Origin of the sequence: Rathayibacter sp. AY1B5 (assembly GCF_002932795.1) — a bacterium.
In the GTDB taxonomy this organism is placed as follows: domain Bacteria; phylum Actinomycetota; class Actinomycetes; order Actinomycetales; family Microbacteriaceae; genus Rathayibacter.
This window is the reverse complement of record NZ_PSWM01000028.1, coordinates 1-17,357: the sequence shown is the minus strand read 5'-3', so window position 1 is coordinate 17,357 and position 17,357 is coordinate 1. Positions and strand designations below refer to the sequence as shown.

Sequence of the window (17,357 nt, the reverse complement as noted above, 5' to 3'; positions counted from 1 at the left end):
CGAGCGAGAGCGACTCCGTGGAGACGGGGCCGTTCCTGCTTCTGTGGAGGAGCCTAGACCCGTTCGAACACGGATTCGAGCACGAGCCGTCGGCGTGTCGAACACGGCTTCGGCGGCGGGCACGTCAGCGGTGGCGTCTCCGCGGATCCACGCCGTGCCACCGCGCCTCGGGGACGTCGTTGGCGCGGCAGAGTGCGAGCCAGACCTCGCGCGGCTCCGCTCCGTCCGCGAGGGCGCGCTCGGCGGTACGGCCACCGAGCTCGGTCAGCACGAGGTCGGAGACCAGGACACGGGCGTAGGCGCCGCCGAACTCGTCGTCGACCAGCTGCCGGAACTCGCTCAAGCGCATGCGTCCACGGTAGCCGCTGCCCGGGAGCGGCACTCCCCCGGGAACGCCGAAGGGCGCCCGGCCGGAGCCTGGGCGCCCTTCGCGTGGAACGGGGTGCGGTGAGTGGAGGAGGACGGGAGCCGACTACTGCGTGACGAGGTCCGCGTCGAAGCCGGCGACCATGTCGGCCGGGATGGTGTCGGGGATGGTGTCGATGCCCTCGATGACGGCGAGACGATCGCCGACCTCGCGCATGATCACCGAGATGGGGGTGTCGAGGGCGTCGGCGACAGAGGCGAGGATCTCCGAGGAGGCCTCCTTCTGACCGCGTTCGACCTCGCTCAGGTAGCCGAGCGCAACGCTCGCCTTGCTCGCCACCTGACGGAGCGTACGACCTTTCTGCAGGCGAAAGTCCCTGAGGACATCGCCGATCTCCTGACGAACTAGAACCACTGGACCCTCCTTCTCCACGTCAACCGCATGTCGTGCACCTGCACCGCGAGCACGGGCGCCGGAGTACTCCGGAGCGGGTGATCGGGGGGCTGGGACGAGAGAACCGGATAGCTGTTCACTACCCGGTTCGTATGGAGTCGACTCTAATACCGGATGACTGGACTTTGCGTGTGAGCGACACCAGATGTAACCGGGCCGCAATGCGGCGCATTCCGATTCCCGGAAGGCTCCGGCTGGGTATCCGCCTCATGCCCCGCGGGCGAGCAGCTCCGCGCCGAGGGCGAGGGCCGCGTCGACCGAGGCGGCGCGGATCGCGGCGCGGTCGCCGTCGAACCGGTGCTCGCGGACGAGCTCGTCCTCGCCGAGGACGGCCGCCACGAAGACGGTGCCGACAGCGGCATCACCCTGCGGATCCGGACCGGCGACTCCCGTGGTCGCCAGGCCGAGCGTCGGCCGCCCGTCGGCTGCGAGCCGCGAGGACGCTCCGCGCGCCATCTGCACGGCGACTCCGGGATCGACGGGCCCCCGCTCGTCGAGGACCCGCGCGTCGACCCCGAGGAGCCGGTCCTTGAGGTCGGTGGCGTAGCTCACCACTCCCCCGCGGTACACGGCGGAGGCGCCGGGCACCTCCACCAGGGCCGAGCTGAGCGCACCGCCGGTGAGGGACTCCGCGACGGCGAGGTCGACGCCCCGCCGCCGGAGCTCGGCGATCAGATGCGCAGCCGTCACCGCGTCGACCGGGCGGCCCGGCTCTGGCGGGCGGCGTCGGCGAGGTAGTCGATCCCGGTGGCGACGGTGAGGACCACGGCCGCGGTCATCGTGATGCCGTTGAGCCAGTGGACCCACTCGCCGAGGACGGCCCAGAGCGGCAGCAGAGCGAGGGAGATCGCGATCGACTGCACGATCGTCTTGAGCTTGCCGCCCCGCGACGCCGGGATCACCCGGTCCGAGAGCACGGCCATCCGGAACACCGTGATGCCGATCTCGCGCACCAGGATGACGATCGTCACCCACCACGGCAGTTCCGCGAGGATCGAGAGCCCGACCAGCGCCGCCCCGGTGAGCACCTTGTCGGCGATCGGGTCGAGGAGCTTGCCGAGATCGGTCACGAGGCCCCGGCTGCGGGCGATGTGCCCGTCGATCCCGTCCGTGGCGATGGCGACGATGAACAGCAGCGCCGCCGCGATCCGGATCCCGCCGTCCTGCCCCCCGTCGGCCAGCAGGAGCCAGAAGAAGACGGGCGCCAGCAGGATCCGGACGACCGTGATCGCGTTCGGCAGGTTCCAGTTGCCCGGCGCGGCCGGAGCCGGTGCGGTGGGGTCGGTCATCGTGCTCCGCCGTTCGTCGCAGTGCGGGCGACCGGGACGGTCACTCGCGTCCCGTCAGAGTCCAGGCGTCCTCGCCGGACCCCTCGTCGTCGTCGTGGTAGTCCGTGGCGGCGGGCCCCGTCGGCTCGGCCAGCGGATCCGCGTAGGGGTCCGGGGCGACCGAGGACGGCGCTGCAGGCCCGTCGCCCGGGTCCTCGCCGCGCATCCGCGCGAGGACGCCCGGCAGCTGCTCGGCGGTGACCAGCACGTCGCGGGCCTTCGACCCCTCGGAGGGACCGACGACCTCGCGCGACTCGAGCAGGTCCATCAGGCGGCCCGCCTTGGCGAAGCCGACGCGGAGCTTGCGCTGCAGCATCGAGGTCGAGCCGAACTGCGTGCTGACGACGAGCTCCGCCGCAGCGACCAGCAGCTCGAGGTCGTCCCCGATGTCGGAGTCGATCTCCTTGCGCTGCGCCTGGACGGTGATGTCCTGGCGGTACTCGGGCTGCGCCTGGCGGGTGACGTGCTCGACGACCTTCGCGATCTCGTCCTCGCGGACCCAGGCGCCCTGGACGCGCATCGGCTTGTTGGTGCCCATGGGGAGGAAGAGGCCGTCGCCCTGTCCGATGAGCTTGTCGGCTCCCGGCTGGTCGAGGATGACCCGCGAGTCGGTCACGCTGGTCACCGCGAAGGCGAGGCGGCTGGGCACGTTCGCCTTGATGAGGCCGGTCACCACGTCGACGCTCGGCCGCTGCGTGGCGAGCACGAGGTGGATGCCCGAGGCGCGCGCGAGCTGCGTGATCCGCACGATCGAGTCCTCGACGTCGCGCGGGGCGACCATCATGAGGTCGGCGAGCTCGTCGACCACCACGAGGAGGTAGGGGTACGGCTTGAGGACGCGGCTGCTGCCGGCGGGGAGCTTGATCTCGTCGGCGCGGACGGCCGCGTTGAAGTCGTCGATGTGGCGGAACCCGAACGACGCGAGGTCGTCGTAGCGCATGTCCATCTCCTTCACGACCCACTGCAGCGCCTCGGCGGCCTTCTTGGGGTTCGTGATGATCGGAGTGATCAGGTGCGGCACTCCGCCGTAGATGGTGAGCTCCACGCGCTTGGGGTCGATCAGGACCATCCGCACGTCCTGCGGGCGCGCGCGCATGAGCAGGCTCGTGATCATCGAGTTGACGAAGCTGGACTTGCCGGAGCCGGTGGAGCCGGCGACCAGGAGGTGCGGCATCTTGGCGAGGTTCGCCACGACGTAGCCGCCCTCGACGTCCTTGCCGACGCCGATGGTCATCGGGTGCGTGGACGTCGTCGACGCCGGCGAGCGGAGGACGTCGCCCAGCGAGACGATCTCGCGGTCGGTGTTGGGGATCTCGACGCCGATCGCGCTCTTGCCCGGGATCGGGGAGAGGATCCGGACCTCGTTGCTGGCGACCGCGTAGGAGAGGTTCTTGCTGAGCGCGGTGACGCGCTCGACCTTGACTCCCGGGCCGAGCTCGATCTCGTAGCGGGTGACGGTCGGGCCGCGGGAGAAGCCGGTGACGGTCGCGTCCACGTTGAACTGCTGCAGCACCTCGGTGATGGCGCGGACCATCTCGTCGTTGGCCGCCGAGCGCGCCTTGGAGGGCGTGCCCGTCGAGAGGGCGGCCGCCGAGGGGAGGCGGTACGGCGCGTCGTCCTCGAACGAGGAGTCGAAGCCGGCGGTCGGGTCCTCCTCGGCGAGAGGAGCGATCGGGCCGGTCTCGATGACGGGCGGGATCGGGACGGCGGGCGCCACGTCGAGGCGGTCGAGACGGATGACCTCGGTCGCGTCGTCGTCGACCACTCCGGTCGCGCCGCGGGACGCGCCCGTCTGCTCGAAGCGGGCGAGCGCCGCCTCGGCGGTCTCGGCCTCGGCCAGCACCTCGGTGGCGTAGGAGCGGGTCGGCGGGTGGGCCTCGTCGTCGCGCTCCTCGAGCGCGGAGTCGAAGCCCTTCGCGCGGCCTCGGGCGGGCGCGGTGCCCTCGATGACCTCGGTGAAGGAGTCGATCGGGAGCTCGGTCTGCACGGTCGGCTCGTCCTCGCGCCCGGACTCGGTGCGCCGCCACCAGGGCAGCTCTCCGCCGTCCTGCTGCGCGTCCTCCTCCTGCTCGGCCTCCGCTTTCGCCGCGGCCTTGGCGGCGGCCCGCTCGGCCTTCAGGCGGGCGCGCTCCTCGTCGTCGAGCACGGGGGCGCCGAAGAGGTAGCCGTAGAGCTCCCGCGAGCGCGCGCCGATGCGGTTCGGCGGGGTCTTGGTGATGATGAACAGCGACAGCAGGATCACGAGCGACAGCAGCACGGTCGCGCCCGGGACGGTGGCGATCGCCGCGAGCGGGGCGCCCACGAGCCAGCCGAGGACGCCTCCCGCTGCCGCCATGGTCTCGATGCCCTGCCCCGGCTGCGGCAGGCCGAGGTGCGCGTGGCAGATGCCGGCGGAGGCGACGAGCAGCGTGATGACGCCCACGCCGATCCGCCCGTTGTCGTCGACGGACCGGGGGTGCCGGAAGAGCCAGAGGGAGAAGAGGAGCAGGACGACCGGCAGCACGTAGGCGACCCGGCCGAAGAAGCCGCCGAAGCTCCACGCGTCCAGAACCAGAGCGACCGGGTCGGTCGCGAGGAACCACTCGACGACCGCACCCGCGACGGCCAGCAGCAGCAGGAGGAAGGGGACGCCGTCGCGGCGCTCCTCCTTCGCCAGGCGCTCGGGACCGAGGGCGCGCGCCGCGCCGCCTGCGAGGTGGGCCAGCGCCATCCAGAGCCGCACGGCGGGGTTGGTGCGCGGGGCGGACTCGAAGGCCACCGTCTTCGTCTCGGCGGCCGCCTTGCCCGAGCCCCGGCCGGATCGCGGCGCGCCGGAGCGCGGAGTCGCGCTGCCGCGCCCGCGCGAGGTCGTCTTGGTACTGGTCGCCATGAGGCCACCGTACCCGCCGCCCCCGTCAGGGCCGGTGACCCGCGCCGGGACGGCCGACGCCGATCAGCAGCCGGCCCGGGAGGCTCAGGCCTCGATGACGAGCGGCACGATCATGGGCCGGCGGCGGTAGGAGGTGTTGACCCAGCGGCCGACGACGCGACGGACGGCCTGCGAGAGCGCGTGCTGATCGCTCGCCCCGTTGCGCACCGCCTCCTCGAGCGCGGCGGCGATCCGCGGCTTGACCTCGTCGAAGACGCTGTCGTCCTCCGCGAAGCCCTTCGCGTGGATCTCGGGGCCGACGACGATCCGCCCCGTGCCCGCCTCGACCACCACGATGATCGAGATGAAGCCCTCCTCGCCGAGGATCCGCCGGTCCTTGAGGTCGGCGTCGGTGATCTCGCCCACCGACGATCCGTCGACGTAGACGAACCCCAGGTCGAGCCGTCCGACGACGGTCGCCCGCCCGTCGAGCAGGTCGATCACGGTGCCGTCCTCGGCGATGATCGTGTTCTCCTCCGCGATCCCGGTCTCGCGCGCGAGCTGCGCGTTCGCGACCAGGTGCCGGTACTCGCCGTGCACCGGCATCACGTTCAGCGGCTTGAGGATGTTGTAGCAGTAGAGGAGCTCGCCGGCCGCGGCGTGCCCGGACACGTGCACCTTCGCGTTGCCCTTGTGCACGACGGTCGCTCCGAGCCGGGTGAGCCCGTTGATGACCCGGTACACCGCGTTCTCGTTGCCGGGGATGAGGCTGGACGCGAGGATGACGGTGTCGCCCTCGCCCGGCTCGATCTGGTGGTCGAGGTTGGCCATCCGGCTGAGGACGGCCATCGGCTCGCCCTGCGACCCCGTGGACATGTAGACGATCCTGTCCTCGGGGACGTCGCTCGACTTCTTCATGTCGACCAGGACGCCCGGGCGGACGTGGAGGTAGCCGAGGTCCGCCGCGATGCGCATGTTGCGGACCATGGAGCGGCCGAGCAGCGCCACGCGGCGGCCGGTGGCGTGGGCCGCGTCGAGCACCTGCTGCACCCGGTGGACGTGGCTCGAGAAGCTCGCGACGATGACGCGGCGGGTCGCCCTGGCCATGACGCTCTCGATGACCGGGCCGATGTCGCGCTCGCTCGGCGTGAAGCCGGGGACGTCGGCGTTGGTGGAGTCGACCATGAACAGGTCGACGCCCTCCTCGCCGAGGCGGGCGAAGGCGCGCAGGTCGGTGATCCGGCCGTCGAGCGGCAGCTGGTCCATCTTGAAGTCGCCGGTGTGCAGCACCGAGCCCGCGTCGGTGACGATCGACACGGCCAGCGCGTCCGGGATCGAGTGGTTCACGGCGACGAACTCGAGCTCGAAGGGCCCGAGGTTCTCGACGTCCCCCTCCTTCACCGTGAGCGTGTAGGGCGTGATCCGGTGCTCCTTGAGCTTCGCCTCGACGAGGGCGAGCGTGAGGGTGGAGCCGATCAGCGGGATGTCCCGCTTCAGCCGGAGCAGGTAGGGGACGGCGCCGATGTGGTCCTCGTGGCCGTGGGTGAGCACCACTCCGACGATGTCGTCGAGCCGGTCCCGGATGGGCGTGAAGTCCGGGAGGATCAGGTCGACGCCCGGCTGGTCCTCCTCCGGGAAGAGCACGCCGCAGTCGACGATCAGGAGCCTGCCGTCGATCTCGAAGACGGTCATGTTGCGGCCGATCTCGCCGAGACCGCCGAGAGGGATGATCCGCAGCGTTCCCGGCGCGAGCGGGGCGGGGATGATCACGGGACCGGGCATGCGCCCTCCTTCTCCAGCGGTGCTTTCTCGGGACGTGCCGCTCGGGCTCAGCGGGTGGTGCCGGCGACCTTCGGGAGGGCGCCGCCGGCCGCGGCGTTGCGGTCGGGCCGGAAGTTGCGGAAGTCGACGCCCGGGATGTCGCGGACCAGGCCGAGCTCGTCCTCGATGAGCGCCGCCTCCGACTCCTCCGGGCCGACCAGGGGCAGCCGCACGCGCGGAGAGGAGATGCGGCCGAGGCCGTGCAGGATGTACTTCGCGGCGACGGTCCCGGGGACGTGCGTCATCACGGCGCGCACGAGCGGCTCGAGCTGCTGGTGCGCGCGGGTGGCCGCGCGGAGGTCGCCCGCGTTCACGGCGTCGACGATGGTGCGGTACGGCGCGGCGGCGATGTTCGCCGTGACGCCGATGAGCCCCGTGGCGCCGATGGCGAGCTCGGGGAGCACGTTCGCGTCGTCGCCGCAGAAGTACATCAGGTCGGTCTGGTTGAGCACGCGGCTGACCTCGGAGAGATCGCCCTTCGCGTCCTTCACGGCCAGGATGTTCGGGTGCTTGGCCGCCCGCAGGATGGTCTCGTAGCGGATCGGCACGCCGGTGCGGCCGGGGATGTCGTAGAGGATGACCGGCAGGTCCGTCGCGTCCGCGATCATCCGGAAGTGCGTGAGCACGCCCGCCTGCGTCGGCTTGTTGTAGTACGGGGTGACGATCATGTTGCCGTCGGCGCCGGCCTTCTCGCTCTGACGGGCGAGCTGCATGGCGTGGGCGGTCTCGTTGGAGCCGCCTCCCGTGATGATCTTCGCGCGGCCCCCGGCGACCGAGCGGCCGACCTCCACCAGGCGGATCTTCTCCGGGTCGGTCAGGGTGCTGGTCTCGCCCGTGGTCCCGGTGACCACGATGCCGTCCGCGCCCGCTGCGATGCAGTCGTCGATGTGCTTCTCGACACCGGGCCAGTCGACCTCGCCGTCGGCGGTGAACGGGGTGACCAGGGCGACCAGGACCTGGCCGAAGGGATTCTCCGGAGTTGACACGCTGCCAGGGTAGCGGGTCGCCGCCGCGCCGCTCCGGTGGGTTCGGGTGTGCCGTCTGGGCGGTGCCGTCTGCAGGGGGCGGTGCGATCTGCAGGAGGCAGCGCGATCTGCAGGAGGCAGTGCGATCTGCAGGAGGCAGCGCGATCTGCAGGAGGCAGTGCGATCTGCAGGAGCTCTCCGCGATTAAGGGCGTTCTTCCGCCCAACGCCTCGGCCGCGCGGAGGATCCCCTGCAGATCGCACCTGCACACGGCACACCTCCCTGCACACGGCACACCTCCCTGCAGACGGCACACCTCCCTGCAGACGGCACACCTCCCTGCAGACGGCACACCTCCCTGCAGACGGCACACCTCCCTGCCGGCACACCTCCCTGCAGACGGCACCGCTGCGGGTCGCGCTGCGGTCCGGGGGCAGCCCCGATGACCCGATCCCCTACGAGCGGAGATGATCGCCGCGGGAGACGGCGGCGAGGACGTCCGCCTCCGCCGCTTCCCAGTGCGTGTCGACTGTCGCGGTCCGGAAGTGGTGGATCCGATAGCCCAGGCGGCCGAGCTCGATGTCGCGACGGTTGTCCCTGTCGGCCTCGTGGAACTCCGCACCGTCCACCTCCAGGATGAGGACCTCGCCGATGAGGAAGTCGACCCGGCGAGCGCCGATGCGCACCTGCTGGCGGAAGCGGACTCCGATCCTGCGCAGGCGGAACGCGACCATCGACTCGAGCCCGCTCTCCGACACCTTTCCCGCCCAGCTCAGCTGCACCGCGAGCCGGGTGGGCAGACGGGCGAGCAGGCGGTTCTTGGCCGCCGTGCCGAGGAGCCCCTGCCGGAGCGCCGACTCGAGGAGGACGAATCCGAACTCGGCGCCCTGACAGAGGGAGGCGATGACGATGCAGTCCTCCATGCTCTGCACGAGGGTGCAGGGCGGCGCAGCAGCGGCTGACCAGTGCACGACGACGTCGTCGGAGGTGCCGAGCCGCAGGTGGTACCGCTCGCGGTCGCGCAGACGCGAGGCCTGCTCCGGCACTCCGACGTGGAGACCGCGGAAAGCCGGGACCCAGAGCCCGTGGACGCGTGCTGCATCCGCGCAGGCGAGGACCCCTCCGACGCGGAAGGCCTGCTCGACCGCGGGAGCGAGGCCGGGCAGTGCGTACCAGCCCTTCCGGACGCGGACGAGCGACCCCGACACGACGGCGCGCGACAGCTCCCGCCGGGTCGTCCCCTCCCGGAGGAACTGCTCCGTCTTCACGACGCCGCCGGCGCGGAGGAGGGTGGTGGAGGACGCTCGCATCCGTCGAGGCTGGCCCGACCGGGACCGCCGTCGACGATGCGACCGCCGGAACTGGGGAGAGCTCTTCCGACCGGCGCCTGGGGAGGACGCTCCGCCGCCCCGCCGGCGCGGGTGACCCGTGCGATCTGCAGGCTTCGCCGGTGCGATCTGCAGGCTGCGGCGGTGCGATCTGCAGGCCTGGCCGGTGCGATCTGCAGGAGATCCGGGCGTCGACCCGCTGTCCAGGCGGAGGAGAGCGCTCCCCTCCGACCATCCCCTGCAAACGGCGCAATCCCCTGCGGACGGAACTGGAGCCTGCAGACGGCACACCCCCCTGCGGACCGCACTGGAGCCTGCAGACGGCACACCCCCCTGCGGACCGCACTGGAGCCTGCAGACGGCACACCCCCCTGCGGACCGCACGGAGCGTGCCGGCGGCACACTCGACCGCCGGCGGCGACACTCGCCTGCAGACGGCACACCCTCCTGCAGACGGCGGTGCAGCCTGCGGAGGGCACGCCTCGGGCCCCGGCACGCCCACGCGCCCGGCGGCTCCCTACGGGGCGACGCGGCCGTTCGCCGTGAAGGCGGCGGCCGTGAGGGGCATCAGCTCCTGGAAGTGGGTCTCCATCTGCTCGGCGGCCATCTCGATCTCGCGCTGCGGGAAGGAGGGGAACGTCGAGTCCTCGCGCTTGGTGCGCAGGGAGAGGAAGTTCATCAGCGAGCGGGCGTTGAGCGTGACGTACATCGAGGAGTAGATGTTCAGCGGGAGGACGATCCGGGCGACCTCGCGGGCGACGCCCTCGCCGAGCATCCGCTGGTACGACTCGTAGGCCTGCGTGCTGACGCGGCGCGTCTCCTCGGCGACGAGGTCGGCCTGCTCCGGGGTGCCCGGCTCGAAGGAGTAGGCGCCGGGCTTGCCGACCTGCACGAGGTTGCGCCGGGGGCCGGGCACGTAGAAGACCGGTCGGAGCTCGCGGTAGCGGCCCGACTCCTCGTTGTAGGAGGCGATGCGGTGGCGCATGAACTCGCGGAAGACGAAGATCGGCGCCTGCACGTAGAAGGTCATCGAGTTGTGCTCGAACGGCGAGCCGTGGCGGTCGCGCATCAGGTAGTTGATCAGGCCGCGGTCGCGCTTGCGCTGCAGCTCGGCGTCGGACTCCTCGCCGTCGAGCGCCTCGGCGAGCGTCTTCTCGCCCTGGGTCGAGACGCGGGCCGCGAACAGCACGTCGGAGTCGTGGGCGCTCGCGCGGACGAGCTCGACGACGACATCGCTGCGGAAGACGGGACTGCTCGGGTCTGCGCTGGGGCTGCTCTGTTCGGTCACGGATCGAACCTAGACCACGCTCCGACCGAGACCGTCGTCACATCCCGACACAGTCGTCCGCGCAGCGTCCGCGCCGACCTACGCTTCCCGGATGGAGCCCGTGACGATCCTCGCCGCACTGCTCGGCCTCGTCGTGCTGGGCGTCGTCCTCGGGGCTGTCCACCGGACCCGCTCCGGGCGCGTCGCGAGCGTCCCCTCGGGCGAGGACCCCGCGATCGACCCCGGAGAGCTCGTCCCCGGCGCAGTGCTCGGGACCCGAGCCACAGTCGTGCAGTTCTCGACCGACGTCTGCACGCGGTGCCCAGCGGTGCGACGGATGCTCGGGGAGCTCGCCCAGCAACGGCCCGGGCTGGCGCACCTCGACGTCGATCTGACGCACCGCCCCGACCTCGCGGCGCGCTTCCGCGTCCGGCAGACGCCCACGCTCCTCCTGCTCGATCGAGACGGAGTGCCGCGGAGCCGCATCGGCGGCGCTCCGACCCGCGCCGCTCTGACCATCGAGCTCGACCGACTCCAGGAGACATGATGAGCACCCGCTCCCCCTCAACCACCGGCGCCACTCCCCCGTCCGGCACCGTCGATCCCCGCGGCCCGAGGGTCGCCGCCGGAATCACCGCCGCACTCCTCCTCACGGCCGTGGGCCTCGGGCTCGCGGCCCCGGCCCGGGCCGACCTCGACGGCCGGCTCTCCCAGCCCGGATTCCTCCTGCTGCTCGCGCTCGCCGCCCTCTTCGCCTGGTCGGCCGCGCGCGGCGTCGGGTCCGGCCCCTGGGCGGTGCTGTTCCGCCAGGTGGTCCGGCCGCACCTGACACCGCCGCGCGAGTGGGAGGACGCCCGCCCGCCGCGCTTCGCCCAGCTGATCGGCCTGGTGGTGACCGGCGCCGGCGTCCTCCTGCACGTCGCCGGTGTCCCGGGATCGGTTCCGGTCGCCGCGGCCGTCGCCTTCCTCGCCGCCTTCCTCAACGCCGTGTTCGGCCTCTGCCTGGGCTGCGAGCTCTACCTCGTGCTCGCGCGGGCCGGCCTGGTCGAGCGCTCGGCGGGCTCCCGGGCGTGAGGCTCTAGGCTGGGTCCGCTTCGCGGGCGGCCCGCGACCGGCTCCGGGAGGCACCATGAGCGACTCATCCGCACGGCACTCCGACCACGACGGGGCCACGGGCTCCGGCTCGCCGCGACGCGCCTCGCGCACGCCGGGCGAGCACGTGTCGACGCCGTCCGAGCAGCCCTCTGCGCGGCCGGACGCCTCCGCTCCCCGGCTCCGCGTCCTGATCTCCGGCGCCAGCGGGATGATCGGCTCGGAGCTGGCCCGCCAGCTGCGCGCCGAGGGGCACGAGATCCTGCGCCTGGTGCGCCACGCGCCGTCGAGCCCGGACGAGTTCCACTGGGCGCCCACCTCGCACATGCTCGACTTCAGCGTGCTCGACCGCGTCGACGCCGTGATCAACCTCTCCGGCGCCTCGATCAGCCGCCTGCCGTGGACCGCGTCCTACAAGCGGGAGATCCTCGACTCGCGGATCCAGTCCACGCAGACCCTCACCGACGCGATGCGGATGTCCTCGACCCCGCCGACGACGCTGATCAACGCCTCCGCGGTCGGCTACTACGGAGACCGCCCGGGCGAGGAGCTCACCGAGCAGTCCTCCCGCGGCGACGGGTTCCTCGCCGACGTCGTCGACCGCTGGGAGAAGGCCGCCCACCTCGCCCCCGAGGCCACGAGGGTGGTCACCGCTCGCACCGGGCTCGTCCTCGGCGACGGCGGCGCGCTCAAGCCGCTCCTGCCCCTGACCAGGCTCGGCCTCAGCGGGCCGCTCGGCAGCGGCAACCAGGCCTGGCCCTGGATCAGCCTCTACGACGAGGCCGCGGCGATCCGCCACCTGCTCACGTCCTCGCTCTCGGGCCCGGTGAACCTCGCCGGACCGGTGCCGGCGACCGCGAACGACGTGATGCGCACGCTCGCCGAGCAGCTGCACCGCCCGTTCAAGCTGGCCGTCCCCGAGAAGATCATCGAGCTCGCGCTGCGCGACGCCGGGCACGAGCTGCTGCTCTCGAGCCAGCGCCTGGTCCCCCAGCGGCTCCTCGACGACGGCTTCGAGTTCCGCCACCGTACGGTCGGCGAGGCGCTGGCGTGGGTGCTCGCCTGATCCGGGCCGCCTGAGCGCCCGGGCCGCCCGGTCGCGGCCGGACGGTCAGGCCGGAGCCTCGTGCTCCAGCGCGATGGCCCGGCGGATCGCGCCCCGGGCGCGCTTGCGGTCGCCGCTCGCGTCGTAGGCGAGGCCGAGACGGTACCAGGCGCGCCAGCTCCCGGGCTGCGCGTCGACCTCCTCCGCGTACTGCGGGAACAGCGCGTCCGCCTCCTCCCGGAGCGGCCGCCCACTGGCCCGCGAGTCGAGGACCTCCTGCGGGAGCGCGTTCTCGCCCTCCAGCCGACGGGCCAGCTTCTCCGCGCGGAGCCCGAACAGCAGCTCGCGCACGAGCCCCCAGACTCCCACCGCGCCGAGGATCAGCAGGCCGACGCCCATCACGATGCCCGGCACCGTCGCCGCGGCGAAGGCGACGACGGAGTACTGCAGGCAGACGAACAGGTAGAGGGCGAGCAGGACCGCCATCAGGACGACGCCGACGCGGGTCCTCACGGGATGCTCGTCGCTGCGGCGGCCTGGCCGGACGGTGCCCGGTCGACGACGGGCTGCTCGTCGACCGGCCGCTCGGCCAGGGGCGCGGCGTCGAAGGCGGCGCGCAGGTCGAGGAGGGCGTCGAGGCCCACCACCACGCCCGTCGTCGTGCGGACCGCGTCGAGAGCGCGCAGGACGCCCTGCTCGTAGGACGCCTGCGACGTGGTGTCGTGGCGGATGGTGACCGTCTCGCCGGTGCCGCCGAAGACGACCTCCTGGCGCGCCTCCACTCCGGGCAGGCGGAGGCTGTGGACCGGGACGCTCGCGACCTGCTGGCCGCGGGCCCGCTGATCGGTGTGCGGAGCCTGCACCGGACCGAGCTCGGCCCGGGCGCGCAGCAGGAGCTCGGCCGTGCGGACCGCGGTCCCCGAGGGTGAGTCGACCTTGCGGGCGCCGTGGGTCTCGACGATCTCGGCCGCGTCGAAGAAGCGCGCAGCCACGGTGGCCAGAGCGGTCGCGAGCACCGAGCCCAGCGAGAAGTTCGGGATGATCACGACGCCGGCCTCGGGCTGCTCGGCGACGCTGCGCCGGAGGGCCGCGATGCGGTCGCCGGTCCAGCCGGAGGTGCCGACGAGCACCTTCCTCCCGTTCGCCACGGCGAAGTCGACGATCTGCTGGCTGACGGCCGGCACGGTCATGTCGACGACGACGTCGGCCTCGAGCATCTCGGCGGGATCGCTCCGCGAGCCGAGCCGCGCGACGAGCGAGAACTCGCTCGACGCCTCGATGAGCGAGCAGGTGAACGAGCCGAGTCGGCCGGACGCGCCGACCACGGCGACGGAGGTAGTCACCGACTCAGCGTAGCCCGCGGCTCAGTACGGCTGGGCCTCGGGCAGGCCGGTGCGCAGCTCCACGGGCAGGTGCGAGAGGTCGTTGTGCACGACGAGCACCGGCGGCTTGCGGGAGCGGACGCGGATGATCGTCAGCCCGCAGTTCGCCTGGTTGAGGCCCAGCCACCGCCAGTCGGGAGCGTCGAACACGTGGCGGACGAACCAGCCGATCACGAAGTTGTGGGTGATGAGGAGGTCGTGGCGGTCCTCGCGCGACGGCGCCAGGAACTCGGCCACCGCGTCCTGCATCTGCGCGTGCCCCGCCTCGATCTCGGCCGCGGTCACGCTGCCGAAGAAGGGCTCGAACGCCTTGGGCATGTCCGGGGTCGGCCCCGAGGGGATGCAGTCGAACAGCAGCGAGGACGGCTGGAGCGGCAGGCTCGGCAGGAGCGTCTGGAAGCGCGCTGCCGTCTCCTCGGCCCGGCGCAGCGGCGAGTGCCACGCTCCGGTGAAGGGGACTCCGCCGAGCCGTTCGGCGATGAGCCTCGCCTGGCGCTCGCCTCGGGCCGAGAGCGGGCCGTCCGGCATGCCGTGCTCGGCGTCCTGCTGCTCGCCGTGGCGGACGAGGTAGATGTAGTGGGACACGGGGTCCTCCCTGGTGCGGCGCGGCGGTGCGCGATCAGCGGGCGTTCGACGATCGGATCAGATCGCGGAGGCGCTCTCGACCCCGGCGATCCCGGCGAAGGCCGACTCGTCGACCGCGCCGACGGCCGAGATCGACGACGGCCCCCGCGCCAAGTCTGCCGCGAGTGCCTGGACGTCCTCCGCGCCGACGAGGGCGAGTCGGCGCAGGCTCTCGTCGAGGTCGACGAACTCGCCGAAGGTCAGCTCGGCGCGGCCGAGGCGCGACATCCGGGTGTCGGAGTCCTCCAGCGCGAGCGCCGCCGCTCCCGAGAGCTGGCCGCGGGCGCGGGCGAGCTCGTCATCGGTGACGCCGTCCTCGGCGAGGCGGTGGAACTCGGTGAGCAGGAGCTCGGCGACCGTCCCCGCCTTCGCCGGGGTGCAGGCGGCGTACAGTCCGAAGAGGCCCGCGTCGGAGTAGGACGGGGCGAAGGAGTAGACGGAGTAGGCCAGGCCGCGCTTCTCGCGCACCTCCTGGAACAGGCGCGAGGACATGCCGCCGCCGAGGATCGAGTTGAGGACGCCCATCGTCATCCGCCGCTCGTCGCCCGCGGCGAGACCGGGGAAGCCGACCAGCAGGTTCGCCTGCTCGGTGGGGCGGTGCACGACCGACAGGGCGCTGCCGCGGGTGTAGGAGGCGCGGCCGCCGACGCGCCGCTCGACGGGCGAGGCCGCGGTGCCGAGGTCCCAGCCGTCGGCGACCAGCACCCGCTGGAGCAGCGCGACGAGCGCCTCGTGGTCGACGGCGCCCGCGACCGTGATCACCACGTCGCGCGGGCGGTAGGCGGCGCGGTAGTGCGCCCAGACCGCATCCCGGGTGGCCTCGCCGATGGTCGCCGCGGTGCCCCCGATCGGGCGGCCCAGCGGGTGGTCGCCGAAGACGGCCTCGAACAGCTTCTCCCCCGCGACGTCGCCCGGATCGTCGTCCGCCATCGCGAGCTCCTCGAGGATGACCCCGCGCTCGGTCTCGAACTCGTCCGGGTCGATCAGGCTGGAGGTCACCATGTCGGCGATCACCTCGACCGCCATCGGGAGGTCGCGGTCCTGGATCTTGGCGTAGTAGCAGGTGTACTCCTTGGCGGTGAGAGCGTTGTGCTCCCCGCCGACGGAGTCGAAGGACACGGCGATGTCGAGGGCGGACCGCTTCTGCGTGCCCTTGAACAGCAGGTGCTCGAGGAAGTGCGTCGAGCCGACGTTGGAGGGCACGGCGGGCCCGCCCGCGGTCGCGGGACGGCCGGGCCGCTCGTCGCGCGATCCCGCGGCGACCCAGAAGCCGATCGTGGCGCTGCGGGCGCCGGGCACCGATTCGCTGAGGATGCGGACACCGCTCGGGAGGACGGAGCGGCGGACCGTGGATCCGCCTGCGGCCCGGACTGACGTCTCCGGCTGGTCGAGGGGCAGTGCGACTCCGTGGTTCATCGTGCCCACCCTAGGCCACCGGCGACGGCGGCCCGGCCGGGCTGTCGCGCCGTGGCGGGAGAGGTGCCCGGCTGGTCGCGGTCGGGCGCGGTCAGCGGCGCGCGCGCTCGAGCGCGGCCAGGTGTCCCGCGTCGAGGTCGAGCGAGACCGCGCGGACGAGCGCGTCCACGTCGGCGGGCGAGCGCGGGGCGACGGTCGCAGCGGTCAGGCGCGGCCGGCCGAGCAGCCAGGCCAGGGCGACGGCGGCGGGAGCGGCCGAGAGCTCGGCGCCGATCGCGTCGAGGACGGCGAGGACCCGGCGTCCGCGGCGCCCGAGGTGGGCGGCGGCGAGGGCTCCGTCGGGCAGGCGGCCGAGCTCGCGGCGGGTGCGCTCGGCGCCGCGGAGGAACCCGTGGGCGAGGGGGACGGTCGCGAGCAGGGCGAGTCCCTGGCCGGCGGCGACGAGGCCGAGATCGCCCTCCGAGCCGGGCCGCTCGAGCAGGTTCCAGCGGACCTCTGCGCCGGCGAGGCGGGGCAGCCCGTGTGCGGCCAGGACGCGCGCCTCGAAGAGCTCCTCCGGGGAGAAGCCGGAGGCGACGACCGAGCGCACCAGACCGCGTGTCAGCAGCACGTCGACCGCACTGAGGAGCTCGTCGAGGCGCCCGGCCCCGTCGGGTCGGACCGCCAGCACGTCGAGGCGGTCGGTGCGGAGGCGGCGCAGCACCCCCTCGACACGGTCCACCAGCGCGCGCGGCGTCGCGGGGGCCCCGGCCGGTGCGGCGAAGCGGCCGATCAGGAGGAAGCGGTCCCGGTCGCGGTGTCCGGCGGGCCAGCCGCCGACGCCGTCCGCGAGGCGCGAGTCGGTGACGACGACGCCGTTGCCGCCCCACGCCGCGTAGCGCTCGAGGAGCGCGGCACCGTCGTCGCGACCGAGTGCCGCCGCGTCGAGCACGAAGGGGAAGAGGTCGTGACCGGAGTCGCCCAGCGGCCGGCGGTGCGCGGGTGCGACGGCGGTCGGCTCGACCGGGCCGGTCTCGGCGAGGACGCCGCTCGAGGAGGCTCCGCGGGAGGCCGCGGCCGGGAGCGGGACGGCACTGTGACGGGGAGCCCGCACGGCGGCGCCGGTCCTGTCCCTGGGCACGCCACCACTCTCCCTGCGGCGGCTCGGGTCCCGCCAGGGGAGAGAGTATCCGAGCGCTCGAGCCGCCACTCCGCCGTGTCGCGCACGGTTCACCAGATCGTTACACGGGCGCTGCCGGCGGGGTCGACCCGCCCCGGCGCGCGGTGCGGCGGGCCCCTCCGTGTCGGCCGTCCGGACTAGATTCGCGACCATGGACTCCGCCGCCCCGACCCCCTCCGAGACCGCCGCCGCAGGGAGAGTGGTGGCGTGCCCAGGGACAGGACCGGCGCCGCCGTGCGGGCTCCCCGTCACAGTGCCGTCC

The 17,357-nt window shown here is 72.9% G+C and carries 17 protein-coding genes; 3 read left to right on the top strand and 14 right to left on the bottom strand.

The features are described from left to right. Positions 1-124: 124 nt before the first annotated feature. From C5D44_RS14995 to thyX, 9 genes are all read right to left on the bottom strand, one after another. A complete protein-coding gene (locus C5D44_RS14995; protein ID WP_104276113.1) occupies positions 125-349 on the bottom strand; it encodes a DUF3046 domain-containing protein in 225 nt (74 codons plus the stop codon). Positions 350-472: 123 nt separating this feature from the next. Continuing rightward, a complete protein-coding gene (locus tag C5D44_RS14990) occupies positions 473-781 on the bottom strand; it encodes a helix-turn-helix domain-containing protein (protein WP_068207524.1) in 309 nt (102 codons plus the stop codon). Between the two features lie 246 nt (positions 782-1,027). Next, complete coding sequence (locus tag C5D44_RS14985; RefSeq protein WP_104276114.1) at positions 1,028-1,510, bottom strand: CinA family protein; 483 nt, start codon at positions 1,508-1,510, stop codon at positions 1,028-1,030. Continuing rightward, complete coding sequence (pgsA, locus tag C5D44_RS14980; RefSeq protein WP_104276115.1) at positions 1,507-2,109, bottom strand: CDP-diacylglycerol--glycerol-3-phosphate 3-phosphatidyltransferase; 603 nt, start codon at positions 2,107-2,109, stop codon at positions 1,507-1,509. The genes C5D44_RS14985 and pgsA overlap by 4 nt, the downstream gene beginning before the upstream one ends. A gap of 40 nt (positions 2,110-2,149) precedes the next feature. Then, positions 2,150-5,017 (bottom strand): DNA translocase FtsK, encoded by a 2,868-nt coding sequence (locus tag C5D44_RS14975; protein ID WP_104282126.1) that lies wholly within the window; start codon positions 5,015-5,017, stop codon positions 2,150-2,152. An 84-nt stretch (positions 5,018-5,101) separates the two neighbouring features. Next, complete coding sequence (locus tag C5D44_RS14970; protein ID WP_104282125.1) at positions 5,102-6,778, bottom strand: ribonuclease J; 1,677 nt, start codon at positions 6,776-6,778, stop codon at positions 5,102-5,104. A gap of 47 nt (positions 6,779-6,825) precedes the next feature. Beyond that, on the bottom strand, positions 6,826-7,803 hold the full coding sequence (gene dapA, locus C5D44_RS14965; protein WP_104276118.1) for a 4-hydroxy-tetrahydrodipicolinate synthase: 978 nt from the start codon (positions 7,801-7,803) through the stop codon (positions 6,826-6,828). Positions 7,804-8,237: 434 nt separating this feature from the next. Next, positions 8,238-9,092 carry a type IV toxin-antitoxin system AbiEi family antitoxin domain-containing protein gene (locus C5D44_RS14960; RefSeq protein ID WP_104276119.1) on the bottom strand — a complete coding sequence of 285 codons (855 nt, stop codon included), beginning with the start codon at positions 9,090-9,092 and terminating at the stop codon, positions 8,238-8,240. A gap of 535 nt (positions 9,093-9,627) precedes the next feature. Continuing rightward, the gene (gene thyX, locus C5D44_RS14955) at positions 9,628-10,398 is read right to left on the bottom strand and encodes an FAD-dependent thymidylate synthase (protein ID WP_104276120.1); all 771 of its coding nucleotides are present in this window, start codon (positions 10,396-10,398) and stop codon (positions 9,628-9,630) included. Positions 10,399-10,489: 91 nt separating this feature from the next. Between thyX and C5D44_RS14950 the strand changes: the two genes are divergently transcribed. The 3 genes from C5D44_RS14950 to C5D44_RS14940 are packed head-to-tail and all read left to right on the top strand — an operon-like array spanning position 10,490 to position 12,535. Beyond that, positions 10,490-10,924 (top strand): thioredoxin family protein, encoded by a 435-nt coding sequence (locus C5D44_RS14950; protein ID WP_104276121.1) that lies wholly within the window; start codon positions 10,490-10,492, stop codon positions 10,922-10,924. Beyond that, positions 10,924-11,451 (top strand): DUF4395 domain-containing protein, encoded by a 528-nt coding sequence (locus C5D44_RS14945; protein ID WP_104276122.1) that lies wholly within the window; start codon positions 10,924-10,926, stop codon positions 11,449-11,451. The genes C5D44_RS14950 and C5D44_RS14945 overlap by 1 nt, the downstream gene beginning before the upstream one ends. 55 nt (positions 11,452-11,506) lie before the next feature. Beyond that, positions 11,507-12,535 (top strand): TIGR01777 family oxidoreductase, encoded by a 1,029-nt coding sequence (locus C5D44_RS14940; protein ID WP_104276123.1) that lies wholly within the window; start codon positions 11,507-11,509, stop codon positions 12,533-12,535. A 45-nt stretch (positions 12,536-12,580) separates the two neighbouring features. On the opposite strand, the gene C5D44_RS14935 is transcribed toward C5D44_RS14940, so the two are convergent. From C5D44_RS14935 to C5D44_RS14915, 5 genes are all read right to left on the bottom strand, one after another. Then, positions 12,581-13,027 (bottom strand): tetratricopeptide repeat protein, encoded by a 447-nt coding sequence (locus tag C5D44_RS14935; protein ID WP_104233263.1) that lies wholly within the window; start codon positions 13,025-13,027, stop codon positions 12,581-12,583. Then, the gene (dapB, locus tag C5D44_RS14930) at positions 13,024-13,857 is read right to left on the bottom strand and encodes a 4-hydroxy-tetrahydrodipicolinate reductase (RefSeq protein WP_104282124.1); all 834 of its coding nucleotides are present in this window, start codon (positions 13,855-13,857) and stop codon (positions 13,024-13,026) included. The genes C5D44_RS14935 and dapB overlap by 4 nt, the downstream gene beginning before the upstream one ends. A gap of 21 nt (positions 13,858-13,878) precedes the next feature. After that, entirely contained in the window at positions 13,879-14,481 is a 603-nt protein-coding gene (locus C5D44_RS14925) for a histidine phosphatase family protein (RefSeq protein ID WP_104224462.1), read from the bottom strand. Positions 14,482-14,538: 57 nt separating this feature from the next. Beyond that, a complete protein-coding gene (locus tag C5D44_RS14920; protein WP_104282141.1) occupies positions 14,539-15,936 on the bottom strand; it encodes a pitrilysin family protein in 1,398 nt (465 codons plus the stop codon). Positions 15,937-16,027: 91 nt separating this feature from the next. Then, on the bottom strand, positions 16,028-17,056 hold the full coding sequence (locus tag C5D44_RS14915; RefSeq protein ID WP_181118528.1) for an aldo/keto reductase: 1,029 nt from the start codon (positions 17,054-17,056) through the stop codon (positions 16,028-16,030). Between the last annotated feature and the right edge of the window lie 301 nt (positions 17,057-17,357).